Origin of the sequence: Shewanella psychromarinicola (genome assembly GCF_003855155.1) — a bacterium.
GTDB classification, from domain to species: Bacteria; Pseudomonadota; Gammaproteobacteria; order Enterobacterales; family Shewanellaceae; genus Shewanella; species Shewanella psychromarinicola.
Genome location: NZ_CP034073.1, coordinates 2049240 through 2064035, shown reverse-complemented (window position 1 = coordinate 2064035; position 14796 = coordinate 2049240). Strand labels below are relative to the sequence as shown.

Genomic DNA, 14796 nt, shown 5'->3' with positions numbered 1-14796 from the left:
GTAAAGTACTTTTTTAAATAAACCGTTCAATTGCAGTTTTTTCAGGCAAGTTAGCCATTCTAACTGGTTTATGAGTCGATGATGTTGTTACATGTTGGTTCTAGACATTGGTTAATTTCAACGGTGACATGGCTAAGCTGCGAAAACTTACGCTCAAGTTGTTGCTTTATTTGCACAGCGTTGATGTCATTGTGAACCAAAATCGAAACAATGGCAGCATAATGCTCAGCACTGACCTTCCAGATATGAAGGTCGGTAACAATAACACCATCATGTTCAAGAAATTGCTTAATTTGCGATTTCTGATGTAATGATATTGAACCATCAAGCAAGATTGGACTAGTTTGTTTCATTAATCCCCATGCCCAACGAGTAATAATCACCGCACCGACAATCCCCATTACAGGATCTAAGAAAGTGAGTCCCATATACTTACCAAAGACTAACGCCACTATAGCTAATACTGACGTTAAAGCATCTGCAAGAACATGGAAATATGCAGCTCTTAAATTATGGTCATGATGAGGTTTTGGCTGACTTTTATGTTCATGTTCATGTTCATGTTCATGTTCATGTTCATGTTCAGCGTGATGATGATCATGATCATGGGTATGATGATCTTTCAATAAAAATACACTGACAATATTGACTGTAAGACCAATAAAGGCAACAAAGATAGCTTGGTTAAAATAGATTTGTTCTGGATTAATTATTCTAACTAAAGACTCAATCAACATTATCAACGCAACCATACCTAAAGCAATTGCACTGGTAAAACCACCTAATACACTCACCTTCCCAGTACCAAAAGCAAATTTCGGATTATCAGCATTTTTACGGGAGTATCGATACGCGAATAAGGTGATCATGAACGCTGCGGCATGTGTTCCCATATGCCAACCATCGGCCAATAGTGCCATAGATCCATAAATTGAGCCGGCAATAATCTCGGCTAACATAGTAATGATCGTTAATATAAGAACATAAAGAGTATTTCGCTCACCATCAGAGTTATTATGACTAAATTGATGATGATGTTGCCATTGCTTTATAGGATGAGATTGAGGAGTCATATCAGCATTTATGAAGGAGAAATTAAGACTCCATTATTTATGTATTTACTATTAATTATCAAGCCCAAACCATAGAAAGTGATACACCTGTAGCATAAATAACAATAGTAATCGTTATTGTTATTGATAATCCCCCTTTTACTAAAAAGATAAGCAATAAAATCGTTTTCATCTAGTATTTTGTACTTTAATAGGCGTAAGAAAGTGACCAAATGGCTCTGTCGAGGAACTGTCTCTAGCAGGAAGTAGTCAGGGTCATCTAAATCTGTACACAAACTAATGTGGTCAACTAAAACTGTACACAAACAGGCGTTTTTATGCTGCCATTTCGGTTGCTGTTGGAGCCATATAATTGTTATAACTATGACCTCGTTTTGTATCGTAGTGCTTCTGTATATCATTCAGCACATCATGCTTCGTTTCATCAAAACTATTGAAGCCATACTTAGCATCCATTCTATTTTAAAGCTTCTAAAAAACGTTCCCCCAGCAGTTTCCTCGTCGGCTCATACATCGAGTTATCTGATATTTCCACAGAAGGCTAGTGTAGTGACAACTCAGGTCAGAATGAAACACTAGGTTTCTAGGACGCCCACGGTTTTCAAATGCCATTCTTAATGCTGCACAAGTCAAATCGGTATTAGGACTGTCAGAGCACGCCCAACCCACTATCTTTCTCGCGTATAAATCCATTACCACCGCTAAATAGAGCCATTTCGTTCCAGACCAAACATAGGTCACATCACCACACCAAACCTGATTTATTGCTTCAACGTTAAACTGCCGCTTTAACAAATTAGGGGCTATTTTAGATTCATCATTTGCTATCTTGTAACGATGCTTTCTGGGTTGATTACTAATTAGCCCTGCATCTCTCATTAAACTCGCGGCCTTATAACGGCCAACATTTTCACCCAGTTGATTAAGCTGACCTGCTATCGTTCTTGCCCCTGCAGAGCCACGACTATCACGGTGGATTGCAATTGCTTGCTGGCGCAATTTTTCACGCTCAGGTTTCACTAACCCACGGTGTTTGAGATGGTAATGATAGCTGCTTCGCGGTATTTCAAATAAATGGCAAAGCTGTTTGACGATGTTCTGCTCTCTCGATAACGATTCAATTAACGCTATCGTTTGATGTTGTCTTGCATTAAGAGAGCGGTAGCCTTTTTTAGGATGTCTTTCTCCCATTCAATCTTCTTAATTTGCGCTTCAAGCTCTTGAATTCGTTTTTGCTCAGGAGTGATGGCATGAGATGATGGGGTAATACCTTCAAATTCTTGTCTAAGTTGAGTCACCCAACGTCTAATCGCTGTTGGACCTGCCCCTGTAGCCTTGGGAGCTTCACTCGTAGTGTAACCTTGTTTAATAACGAGGTTTGCAGCATCTATTTTAAATTCTGTTGAGTAAGTTGGTTGAGTTTTCATACTTTTTACACCGTTTTGTTTTAAGGGGAGTTTACCTCAATCGGTGTACAGATTCATTAAGCCACAATACCCTAGCAGCGAAGCGATACTAGCAGCGAAGCGATACTAGCAGCGAAGCGATACTAGCAGCGAAGCGATACTAGCAGCGAAGCGATACTAGCAGCGAAGCGATACTAGCAGCGAAGCGATACTAGCAGCGAAGCGATACTAGCAGCGAAGCAATACTAGCAGCGAAGCGATACTAGCAGGACGCAGTCCGCCCTAGCAGCGAAGCGATACTAGCAGCGAAGCGATACTAGCAGCGAAGCGATACTAGCAGCGAAGCGATACTAGCAGCGAAGCAATACTAGCAGCGAAGCGATACTAGCAGCGAAGCGATACTAGCAGGACGCAGTCCGCCCTAGCAGCGAAGCTGTTAAATAACAGACGTAAAAAAGCCCGCTATATAATAGCGGGCTGTTTCACTACTCTTTCGAGTAAATTAGGCGCCTGGAAATGACCTACTCTCGCATGGGGAGACCCCAAACTACCATCGGCGCGATTGCGTTTCACTTCTGAGTTCGGAATGGGATCAGGTGGTGCCACAATGCTATGGTTTCCAGACAAATTTGCATATCTACCGCCTTTAAGGCCGTAAATAATAATTCGGAAAGCTGATTTTTTTGAGTCTGCAAAACACTGTTTAAGCGCTCTATTCTAACACTAAGGTCAGTAAAACCCATCTGGGTTGTATGGTTAAGCCTCACGGGTCATTAGTACAAGTTAGCTCAACGCCTCACAACGCTTACACACCTTGCCTATCAACGTAGTAGTCTCCTACGGCCCTTTAGAGAGCTTAAAGCTCTAGGGATGACTCATCTTAGGGCTCGCTTCCCGCTTAGATGCTTTCAGCGGTTATCGATCCCGAACGTAGCTACCGGGCAATGCCATTGGCATGACAACCCGAACACCAGCGGTTCGTCCACTCCGGTCCTCTCGTACTAGGAGCAGCTCCCTTCAATCATCCAACGCCCACGGCAGATAGGGACCGAACTGTCTCACGACGTTCTGAACCCAGCTCGCGTACCACTTTAAATGGCGAACAGCCATACCCTTGGGACCGACTTCAGCCCCAGGATGTGATGAGCCGACATCGAGGTGCCAAACACCGCCGTCGATATGAACTCTTGGGCGGTATCAGCCTGTTATCCCCGGAGTACCTTTTATCCGTTGAGCGATGGCCCTTCCATTCAGAACCACCGGATCACTATGACCTACTTTCGTACCTGCTCGACGTGTATGTCTCGCAGTTAAGCTGGCTTATGCCATTGCACTAACCGTACGATGTCCGACCGTACTTAGCCAACCTTCGTGCTCCTCCGTTACTCTTTGGGAGGAGACCGCCCCAGTCAAACTACCCACCAGGCACTGTCCCGAACCCCGATTAGGGGCCGCGGTTAGAACATCAAAACTACAAGGGTGGTATTTCAAGATTGACTCCACTCAGACTAGCGTCCAAGCTTCAAAGTCTCCCACCTATCCTACACATGTAGGTTCAATGTTCAGTGCCAAGCTATAGTAAAGGTTCACGGGGTCTTTCCGTCTAGCCGCGGGTATACGGCATCTTCACCGCAATTTCAACTTCACTGAGTCTCGGCTGGAGACAGCGTGGCCATCATTACGCCATTCGTGCAGGTCGGAACTTACCCGACAAGGAATTTCGCTACCTTAGGACCGTTATAGTTACGGCCGCCGTTTACCGGGGCTTCGATCATGAGCTTCTCCGAAGATAACCCAATCAATTAACCTTCCGGCACCGGGCAGGCGTCATACCGTATACGTCATCTTGCGATTTTGCACAGTACTGTGTTTTTGATAAACAGTTGCAGCCACCTGGTATCTGCGACTGCCAACAGCTTAAGGAGCAAGTCCTATCACCGTCGGCAGCGTACCTTCTCCCGAAGTTACGGTACCATTTTGCCTAGTTCCTTCAGCCGAGTTCTCTCAAGCGCCTTGGTATTCTCTACCCGACCACCTGTGTCGGTTTGGGGTACGATCCCCACTAACCTGAAGCTTAGAAGATTTTCCTGGAAGTATGGCATCAACTACTTCATCACCTTAGTGACTCGTCATCAGTCCTCAGTCTTGCAATTGAATGCGTATCCCCGGATTTGCCTAAGAATACAACCTACCACCTTAAACGCGGACTACCAACGCCGCGCTAGCCTAGCCTTCTCCGTCTCTCCATCGCAGTTAGTGAAGGTACAGAAATATTAATCTGTTTCCCATCGATTACGCCTTTCGGCCTCACCTTAGGGGTCGACTCACCCTGCCCCGATTAACGTTGGACAGGAACCCTTGGTCTTTCGGCGAGGGAGTTTTTCACTCCCTTTATCGTTACTCATGTCAGCATTCGCACTTCTGATACGTCCAGTGTGGGTTACCCCTTCACCTTCAACCGCTTACAGAACGCTCCTCTACCGCGCACTTCTAATGAAATGCACCCGTAGCTTCGGTGGTATGTTTAGCCCCGTTAAATCTTCCGCGCAGGCCGACTCGACTAGTGAGCTATTACGCTTTCTTTAAATGATGGCTGCTTCTAAGCCAACATCCTAGCTGTCTGAGCCTTCCCACATCGTTTCCCACTTAACATACACTTTGGGACCTTAGCTGACGGTCTGGGTTGTTTCCCTTTTGACAACGGACGTTAGCACCCGCTGTCTGTCTCCCGAGTAGTACTCATTGGTATTCGGAGTTTGCAAAGGGTTGGTAAGTCGGGATGACCCCCTAGCCTTAACAGTGCTCTACCCCCAATGGTATTCGCTCGAGGCGCTACCTAAATAGCTTTCGAGGAGAACCAGATATCTCCGAGTTTGATTGGCCTTTCACCCCCAGCCACAAGTCATCCGCTCATTTTTCAACATAAGTCGGTTCGGTCCTCCAGTTGATGTTACTCAACCTTCAACCTGCCCATGGCTAGATCACTCGGTTTCGGGTCTACACCTTGCAACTAAACGCGCAGTTAACACTCGGTTTCCCTACGGCTCCGCTATTCGCTTAACCTCGCTACAAAATGTAAGTCGCTGACCCATTATACAAAAGGTACGCAGTCACGGTCTCAAGAACCGCTCCCACTGCTTGTACGTACACGGTTTCAGGTTCTATTTCACTCCCCTCACAGGGGTTCTTTTCGCCTTTCCCTCACGGTACTGGTTCACTATCGGTCAGTCAGGAGTATTTAGCCTTGGAGGATGGTCCCCCCATATTCAAACAGGATGTCACGTGTCCCGCCTTACTCGTTTTCATCTACGGTTAGTTTTCATGTACGGGGCTATCACCCTGTGCCGCTGTGCTTTCCAACACATTCCACTAACACCCCATAGACTTAAGGGCTAATCCCCGTTCGCTCGCCGCTACTAGGGGAATCTCGGTTGATTTCTTTTCCTCTGGGTACTTAGATGTTTCAGTTCCCCAGGTTCGCCTCATAACGCTATGTATTCACGTTATGATGACCACTTATGTGGCCGGGTTTCCCCATTCGGATATCGTTAACTCAAATGCTTATTACTAGCTCGCCAACGCTTTTCGCAAGTTATTACGTCCTTCATCGCCTCTGACTGCCAAGGCATCCACCGTATACGCTTGGTCACTTAACCATACAACCCAAATGAGTTTCACTTGCGTGAACCTCTGAGTCATATCATGACCAGCTGGTTTTTACTTGTCTCACCTCCGGGTAGGAAGTGGACTCGCCTTAGTTTTTTAGAATATTCAAGACACTTAAACAGTGTGTTGAGAACTCAAGATACTAATGCTTTCGCATTAGTATTATTTTTCGCACTAACGTAATCACACAAACGACAACGAATCGTCATTCATGCGCCTTTAGTTAGTACTATCAGCTTTCCAAATTGTTAAAGAACAACACTAGCCGGCTGGCGGCGTGTTTCACTCTACTTCCGAAGAAGTTAACAAGTAATCTGTGTGAACACTCACATGCATCGCTGCACTTTAGGTATTGAGTTAGTCGTATAGGTAAGGAGGTGATCCAGCCCCAGGTTCCCCTAGGGCTACCTTGTTACGACTTCACCCCAGTCATGAACCACAAAGTGGTGAGCGTTCTCCCGAAGGTTAAACTACCCACTTCTTTTGCAGCCCACTCCCATGGTGTGACGGGCGGTGTGTACAAGGCCCGGGAACGTATTCACCGTGGCATTCTGATCCACGATTACTAGCGATTCCGACTTCACGGAGTCGAGTTGCAGACTCCGATCCGGACTACGACAAGCTTTGTGAGATTAGCTCCACCTCGCGGCTTTGCAACCCTCTGTACTTGCCATTGTAGCACGTGTGTAGCCCCACTCGTAAGGGCCATGATGACTTGACGTCGTCCCCACCTTCCTCCGGTTTATCACCGGCAGTCTCCCTAGAGTTCCCGCCATTACGCGCTGGCAAATAAGGATAGGGGTTGCGCTCGTTGCGGGACTTAACCCAACATTTCACAACACGAGCTGACGACAGCCATGCAGCACCTGTCTCACAGTTCCCGAAGGCACAAGTCCATCTCTGGTCTCTTCTGTGGATGTCAAGAGTAGGTAAGGTTCTTCGCGTTGCATCGAATTAAACCACATGCTCCACCGCTTGTGCGGGCCCCCGTCAATTCATTTGAGTTTTAACCTTGCGGCCGTACTCCCCAGGCGGTCTACTTAATGCGTTAGCTTGGGAGCCCAGTGACTAAGTCACCAAACTCCGAGTAGACATCGTTTACGGCGTGGACTACCAGGGTATCTAATCCTGTTTGCTCCCCACGCTTTCGTGCATGAGCGTCAGTCTTTGTCCAGGGGGCCGCCTTCGCCACCGGTATTCCTCCAGATATCTACGCATTTCACCGCTACACCTGGAATTCTACCCCCCTCTACAAGACTCTAGTTCGCCAGTTCCAAATGCAATTCCCAGGTTGAGCCCGGGGATTTCACATCTGGCTTAACAAACCGCCTGCGCACGCTTTACGCCCAGTAATTCCGATTAACGCTCGGACCCTCCGTATTACCGCGGCTGCTGGCACGGAGTTAGCCGGTCCTTCTTCTGTAGGTAACGTCACAGTAACGGGCTATTAACACGCTACCTTTCCTCCCTACTGAAAGTGCTTTACAACCCGAAGGCCTTCTTCACACACGCGGCATGGCTGCATCAGGGTTTCCCCCATTGTGCAATATTCCCCACTGCTGCCTCCCGTAGGAGTCTGGGCCGTGTCTCAGTCCCAGTGTGGCTGATCATCCTCTCAGAACAGCTAGGGATCGTCGCCTTGGTGAGCCATTACCTCACCAACTAGCTAATCCCACCTAGGTTCATCCTGTCGCGGAAGGCCCGAAGGTCCCCTCCTTTCCCCCGTAGGGCGTATGCGGTATTAGCAGTCGTTTCCAACTGTTATCCCCCTCGACTGGGCAGATCCCTAGGCATTACTCACCCGTCCGCCGCTCGTCACCTCAGGAGCAAGCTCCCTTGTGTTACCGCTCGACTTGCATGTGTTAGGCCTGCCGCCAGCGTTCAACCTGAGCCATGATCAAACTCTTCAATTAAAGTTTTTTGAAAACCCCATTCTTACAAGTAAGAACGACGCTTTCGGCTCAATGAATTCTGATTTCATTAATTAGACTCGGAAGAATCTAAATAATGTTTGTACATATTACTATGAACACTCATCGTTGCATTGAGTTGAAATTTTTTGATTGCCAACATTCCGAAGAACAGAAGACAATTTCGAATAACTCAATACCTGTGAATGTCCACACAGATTTCTTGTTTAGATTGTTAAAGAACGTTGCTAACATGAACATCTTTCGATTTTTCATTCAGCGGCCGTTGACGCTAGGTCGTTGACGCTAGGTCGTTGGCTTGGGGTGCGTATTTTACGCATTTCCCGTTTCGCGTCAAGTGTTTTTTCAAACTTTCTTTTCGCCTTGAACTCAGTGTTTTGAACCACTTAATTCAACCTAACTCGGTGACTGCTTTCGCTGTCTGCCGTGTCAATGGATGCGCATTATAGGCAATACAAGATTTAGCGCAAGCCCTTTTTCAATGGATTTATCAAAACAACGCCTAACCGAACACAATTCAAACAAAGCGATGTTAAAACGATTAAAATCACATCAAAACCTATCAATTCATAACTTAATTAGTCCTTTTATTGTTTGTTCTTGTTTGTTTACTCATACAAGAAACAATAAAAGGGAAACTAACTATAGTACAAATTTGCTGAATGAAAACACAAATGGCGATTAGATCATATTAAAATGAAAGATGCCTACTGCTAAGTAGGCATCATTAAGCAATCAAAGAAGACTAGTTGGAAGTTAGAGGTGGACTTAACAGAGCTTAAAGCAATGAGGCTCCATTAATAGCAGGTCTTATTGGACATCATCTTTTTGTTGTACTTTATCAGTTGGTGCTGAATGGGAAGATGAATGGCTATGGTTATCAGACTGAGTGGTTTTTTTGCTTATCGGTTCATCACCCATTATGTGTTCTACTTTTAGCTTCTTAATCGTTTTGATAGTGATCACGGGTCCAGAGAGTGCATATATATAGAAACCAAGACAAAGTATGATTGCAGGTTCTACAGAGATAATAACGAAGACCCCTACCAGCAATAACATAACAATGAAATTCACTTTCCCCCGCCAGTCTACTTCCTTAAAGGAATGATAACGGAAATTACTCACCATCAGTAAACCCGTTAACGCAGTGATGATTGCCACTATATAGCTAATATCTGTAGGGTCGACTTCATATTTAGTGCCGCTCCAAATACTCCCAGCAATTAATGCAGCAGCTGCAGGACTTGCAAGCCCTTGAAAAAATCGTTTATCCGCCACACCCACTTGAGTGTTAAATCGAGCTAATCTTAATGCTGCACATGCACAATAGATAAATGCAGCTAACCAGCCGATTTTACCTAAATCCTGCAGGGCCCAGTTGTAGGCAAGAATGGCTGGCGCCATGCCAAATGAAACCATATCGGCCATACTGTCATATTCAGCTCCGAAATCACTTTGTGTATTGGTAAGCCTTGCGACTCTGCCATCAAGTCCATCACAAATCATGGCAATAAAGATAGCAATTGCAGCAGACTCAAAGTGGCCGTTCATTGATGAAATGACAGCATAGAAACCAGAAAACAATCCTGCTGTTGTAAATAAGTTAGGTAATAGGTAAATACCTTTATTTTTTACTGGGTGATCAGGCGATTTTTGCATACACTTCAATCATTACCGTTTTAGATGTTGAATTTATACTCAAAGATAGCATATTTTGAAACATTCAAGCATAACGTCAATTAGCTCTAGGATACTCACATGAGAATTATGCGGATAGTGATTGGTTTGGCCACGTTAGCATTTAGTACATCCACACTAGCGGCGGCGATTTACACTTGGGTCGATACTGCTGGTGTTGTACATTACAGCCAGCAACAACCCTTGAGTGTAGATGCTCGCAAGATTTATAGTGAAGATATAGAACCATCGAAAATTGGAACTCACACCCCACAAAAAAAGGTCTCAACTAAAGTGGAGTCTGAATTAGAACGATCGGCAAAAATCATTAATGAAAAAGATAAGCAACAGGCCAAAGATATCTGTGAAAGTGCTAAGCACAGCCTTAATGTGTTAAAGAGTCACAGCAAATTAAATCAGCAAAATAAAGATACTGGCGAGTCGGTCGTAATGACAGAAGAGCAAAGGCAAGCTGCAATTGCTGAAAATACCGAACGAGTTAGCTTATTTTGTCAGAGTAAATAATAGAAAAAGGGAGCTGATGCTCCCTTTTTTATGCCGATGTCATCTAATAATTCTCAATAACATTATTGAATAAATGCTAGCTTGCCATCTTCCACTATGACTTTAATCATTTTACCCGGTAGCAATTGACCCCGAAGTAATTTTTGAGCTAATGGATTCTCTACTTCTTGTTGTAATGCTCGTTTTAACGGCCTTGCACCATAAACAGGATCGAATCCAGCTTCAGCGATTAATGATAATGCCGCATCAGACAATTCAATATCGAACTCCTTTTCAATCAAACGTTTGCGCAGCAACTCAAATTGAATACTGGCAATATGCTTGATGTTTGCAGCGTCTAAGGGATGGAATACCACAGACTCATCGATTCGATTTAAAAACTCGGGACGGAAACTTTGCGTCACAACATTCATAACCCCGGCTTTCATCTCCTCATATGTCGTATGACCAAAGCCCTCTTGGATAATATCTGACCCAAGGTTTGAGGTCATAATAATCACAGTGTTTTTAAAATCGACCGTTCTACCTTGACCATCGGTTAAGCGACCATCATCTAACACTTGCAGTAATACATTAAATACATCCGGATGCGCCTTCTCAACTTCGTCTAACAAAATGACAGAGTAAGGTTTACGACGTACCGTTTCGGTTAAATATCCGCCTTCTTCATAGCCAACATAACCGGGAGGAGCCCCGACTAGACGCGACACAGTGTGTTTTTCCATAAACTCAGACATGTCGATACGTACCAAAGCGGATTCGCTATCGAATAAAAATTTAGCTAACGCCTTACACAGCTCAGTTTTACCGACACCTGTCGGTCCAAGGAATAAAAATGAACCGATTGGACGTTGAGGATCGGCAAGACCAGCACGACTACGACGAATAGCATTCGATACTGCATCAACGGCTTCATTTTGACCGATGACACGTTGGTGGAGTGCATCCTCCATGTGTAACAGTTTTTCTCGTTCACCTTCAAGCATTTTTGACACCGGAATACCGGTGGCTTTTGATAGCACTTCAGCAATTTCAACATCAGTAACTTTATTACGCAGCAATGTCATATCTTGCATTTCAGCTTGTGATGCTAAATCCAACTGTTTTTCAAGCTCAGGAATACGCCCATATTGCAATTCTGACATTCGAGTTAAGTCACCGGCGCGTCGAGCCACTTCCAAGTCCATTCTCGCTTGTTCGAGATCGGCCTTAATGTGCTGTGTGCCTGCCAATGCGGCTTTTTCGGTATGCCAAATTTCATTCATCTCAGCCGCTTTACTTTCAACATCTCTCAATTCATGTTGTAAAAAATCAAGACGTTTACGACTGGCTTCATCGGACTCTTTACTTAACGCTTGTTCTTCTAACTTAAGCTGAATCGCACGACGTTCTAATCGATCTAGCGCTTCTGGCTTAGAGTCAATTTGCATCCTGATACTAGACGCTGCTTCATCAATTAAATCGATGGCTTTATCAGGCAATTTTCTATCTGAAATATAACGATGCGACATCGTAGCGGCGGCCACAATAGCAGGATCGGTAATCTCAACATGGTGATGTAATTCGTAACGCTCTTTTAAACCACGTAAAATGGCAATCGTGTCTTCAACACTGGGCTCATCTACAATCACTTTTTGAAAGCGACGTTCTAGTGCGGCATCTTTCTCAATATATTGTCGGTATTCATCGAGTGTTGTGGCCCCGACACAATGCAAGTCACCACGAGCCAACGCGGGTTTAAGCATATTACCGGCATCCATCGCGCCCTCGCCTTTACCGGCTCCCACCATAGTGTGTAACTCATCAATGAATAAGATGACTCGGCCTTCTTCTTGGGATAGCTCATTTAAGACCGCTTTTAAACGCTCCTCAAACTCACCGCGGTATTTGGCTCCCGCAATTAACGAGCCCATGTCTAATGATAATACCCGCTTATTTTTAATCCCTTCAGGGACTTCACCATTGATAATACGTTGCGCTAACCCTTCAACAATGGCGGTTTTACCCACACCTGGCTCACCAATAAGTACTGGGTTATTTTTAGTGCGGCGTTGTAATACTTGAATAGTGCGACGGATCTCTTCATCACGACCAATAACAGGGTCTAATTTACCTTGCTCAGCGCGCTCAGTTAAATCAACGGTAAATTTTTTCAATGCTTGGCGTTGATCTTCAGCATTGGGATCATCGACTTTCTGTCCGCCACGCATGTCCTCGATGGTTTTCTCCATTAATTCTTTACTTGCACCAGAGTCTTTTAATGCTTTGGCAAGGGGATCATTATTTTCCAATCCGGCCAAGACAAACAATTCCGATGAAATGAATTTATCTTTACGCTTTTGAGCCAGTTTGTCACACAGATTCAGTAAACGAATTAATCCCTGTGACAGCTGAACATCACCACCAGTACCTTCAACTTGCGGTAAACGCTCTAACTCTTGACTAATAGCTGAGCGAAGTGCGCTTACGCGAATACCCGCTTGGGTGAGTAAAGAATGAATAGAACCAGAATCTTGATTTAATAGCGCCATCATTAAATGAAGAGGTTCAATAAATTGATGATCGCGTCCCAATGCTAGTGATTGGGCATCAGAAATGGCAATTTGAAACTTATTAGTCATACGATCGAGTCTCATACAATCTCCTAGGATCTGATACTAATATAACGGGAAATTAATTCAGAAATGAATAATTTGTTAACTTAAAGATGGGGGGCATTTAATGTAAATTCAAGCTTAAAACATAACCTAGATCAAAAAATTGTTGTTTTTTTGAGCGCCATAACAAAATTTAGGCCTTAAGCCAGATTAGCGAAGCCATTCGACCCGTTTGTTTGTTGCGACGATAAGAAAAGTAATCAGGATCGGTAAAGGTACACACATCAGCACTATAGGTTTGAATTACACCAGCTGCAGACAAACGCAACCTTGCTAATCCGACCAAATCGCCTAAATACTTGCTGTTGTGGCCAACAAAGTGCATTGAAGCTTGTGGGTCTTTATTGATAAAAGCATCACGCACCTCACTGCCAACCTCAAAGGCAGAAGGGCCAATTGCAGGCCCTAAGTATGCGATCAAACTTGACGGTGGAGAATGAAACATCGCCAATGCCTGCTCGATAACGCCCTCACACAAACCTCGCCATCCAGCATGAACAGCGGCTACTTCACTGCCTTGTTGATTGCACAACAATATGGGTAAACAATCGGCGGTCATTACCGTGCAAACATGGCCAAACTGATTACTGTAACTGCCATCCGCTAATGCTATAGCGCTACCTGGTATCAATGTTTGTACATCAACAACGTTAGTACCATGAACTTGCTCGAGCCAAGTTGGCTCAGCTGGCAACGACAATCGTTGGCGTAAAATGGCACGATTAGCCAATACATGTTGAGGCTTATCACCTACATGGAGCCCTAAATTTAGACTATCAAAAGGGCTTAAACTGACACCGCCATAACGATTAGTCATCGCAATGGCGACATTATCAGGTATTGGCCAATCGTGCTTGAGCATTATAAATACACTATCGGATGAAGCTCAGTATCTACTCGAAGTGCTTTTGTCAGCTCAACCATGTCATCAGGAATAGGCGCATGCCAAGTCATGATCTCACAGGTGAAGGGATGAGCAAGTTCTAAACGCACGGCGTGTAAAGCTTGGCGCTTAAAGCTTTTAAGTAATTCAAAAAATTCTGGGCTAGCGGATTTAGGCGGACGAGGACGGCCACCATAAACCGGATCGCCCACTAACTCATGACCAATATGTGCCATATGAACACGAATTTGATGAGTACGACCAGATTCTAAACGTAAACGCAAACGAGTGTGAGCACGAAACTTTTCTGCAACACGGTAATGAGTCACCGATGGACGACCACCATGGATCACTGCCATTTGAGTACGACGAGTAGCATGACGTTCGATAGGCTCATCAACCGTACCACCCGCCGTCATAGTGCCTAATACAATCGCTTCATATTCACGAACGATATCGCGAGCTTGTAGAGCTGCAACTAAATGGGTTTGTGCTTCAACCGTTTTAGCGACAACCATTAACCCTGTGGTGTCTTTATCTAAGCGGTGGACAATACCAGCTCTTGGAACATGCTCAATATCAGGACAATGGTGCAATAATGCGTTCATCAATGTACCGTCGGCATTACCCGCACCAGGATGGACGACCAAACCAGCTTGCTTATTAACCACTAAAATATGATCATCTTCATAAATAATGTTGAGGGCGATATCTTGCGCTTTTGCCCGCACTTCTTCTTCGATAGTCGCGGTCACTTCTATCTGTTGAGTTTCGAAAACCTTTTCCCGTGGCTTGTCGACTGTGATACCGTCAATAGTAATTGCACCAGATAGGATCCATTCCTTGATGCGTGTGCGCGAGTAGTCAGGGAACAAACCAGCTAATGCTTGGTCTAACCTCAGACCGGTTTGTGTTGCTGTGATCTCGCTTTTTAGATTAATCTCTTGTGTCATAGGAACCGTACCCCAGTTTTGGGGT

Annotated in this window: 6 protein-coding genes, 3 rRNA genes and 1 pseudogene; 1 reads left to right on the top strand and 9 read right to left on the bottom strand. The window is 44.8% G+C overall.

Going from position 1 to position 14796, the window contains the following annotated elements; all coding sequences use genetic code 11:
• Positions 1–68: 68 nt before the first annotated feature.
• The 6 genes and pseudogenes from dmeF to pssA all read right to left on the bottom strand — a co-directional run bounded on the left by dmeF (position 69) and on the right by pssA (position 9735).
• Positions 69–1073: a CDF family Co(II)/Ni(II) efflux transporter DmeF gene (gene dmeF, locus EGC80_RS08950; protein WP_124012387.1), complete on the bottom strand. Its 1005-nt coding sequence runs from the start codon at positions 1071–1073 to the stop codon at positions 69–71.
• 315 nt (positions 1074–1388) lie between these two features.
• A pseudogene (locus EGC80_RS22965) lies at positions 1389–2500 on the bottom strand (IS3 family transposase).
• A 487-nt stretch (positions 2501–2987) separates the two neighbouring features.
• Positions 2988–3103 (bottom strand): 5S ribosomal RNA (gene rrf / locus EGC80_RS08935).
• A 128-nt stretch (positions 3104–3231) separates the two neighbouring features.
• Positions 3232–6135 (bottom strand): 23S ribosomal RNA (locus EGC80_RS08930).
• 380 nt (positions 6136–6515) lie between these two features.
• A 16S ribosomal RNA gene (locus tag EGC80_RS08925) occupies positions 6516–8058 on the bottom strand.
• The 16S, 23S and 5S rRNA genes sit together here, the layout of an rRNA operon.
• 828 nt (positions 8059–8886) lie before the next feature.
• On the bottom strand, positions 8887–9735 hold the full coding sequence (gene pssA, locus EGC80_RS08920; RefSeq protein WP_233768623.1) for a CDP-diacylglycerol--serine O-phosphatidyltransferase: 849 nt from the start codon (positions 9733–9735) through the stop codon (positions 8887–8889).
• Between the two features lie 99 nt (positions 9736–9834).
• Between pssA and EGC80_RS08915 the strand changes: the two genes are divergently transcribed.
• Positions 9835–10278: a DUF4124 domain-containing protein gene (locus tag EGC80_RS08915; RefSeq protein WP_124012390.1), complete on the top strand. Its 444-nt coding sequence runs from the start codon at positions 9835–9837 to the stop codon at positions 10276–10278.
• Positions 10279–10340: 62 nt separating this feature from the next.
• Here EGC80_RS08915 and clpB read toward each other — a convergent pair whose 3' ends face one another.
• The 3 genes from clpB to rluD all read right to left on the bottom strand — a co-directional run bounded on the left by clpB (position 10341) and on the right by rluD (position 14771).
• Positions 10341–12914 (bottom strand): ATP-dependent chaperone ClpB, encoded by a 2574-nt coding sequence (gene clpB / locus EGC80_RS08910; protein ID WP_124012391.1) that lies wholly within the window; start codon positions 12912–12914, stop codon positions 10341–10343.
• Between the two features lie 154 nt (positions 12915–13068).
• Positions 13069–13797 (bottom strand): peptidoglycan editing factor PgeF, encoded by a 729-nt coding sequence (pgeF, locus tag EGC80_RS08905; RefSeq protein ID WP_124012392.1) that lies wholly within the window; start codon positions 13795–13797, stop codon positions 13069–13071.
• The gene (rluD, locus tag EGC80_RS08900; protein ID WP_101034271.1) at positions 13797–14771 is read right to left on the bottom strand and encodes a 23S rRNA pseudouridine(1911/1915/1917) synthase RluD; all 975 of its coding nucleotides are present in this window, start codon (positions 14769–14771) and stop codon (positions 13797–13799) included. The genes pgeF and rluD overlap by 1 nt, the downstream gene beginning before the upstream one ends.
• Positions 14772–14796: the final 25 nt, after the last annotated feature.

Coding starts and splice junctions, on each gene's coding strand:
- dmeF (WP_124012387.1), bottom strand. CDS start 1,073: ATGACTCCTCAATCTCATCCTATAAAGCAATGGCAACATCATCATCAA.
- pssA (WP_233768623.1), bottom strand. CDS start 9,735: ATGCAAAAATCGCCTGATCACCCAGTAAAAAATAAAGGTATTTACCTA.
- EGC80_RS08915 (WP_124012390.1), top strand. CDS start 9,835: ATGAGAATTATGCGGATAGTGATTGGTTTGGCCACGTTAGCATTTAGT.
- clpB (WP_124012391.1), bottom strand. CDS start 12,914: ATGAGACTCGATCGTATGACTAATAAGTTTCAAATTGCCATTTCTGAT.
- pgeF (WP_124012392.1), bottom strand. CDS start 13,797: ATGCTCAAGCACGATTGGCCAATACCTGATAATGTCGCCATTGCGATG.
- rluD (WP_101034271.1), bottom strand. CDS start 14,771: ATGACACAAGAGATTAATCTAAAAAGCGAGATCACAGCAACACAAACC.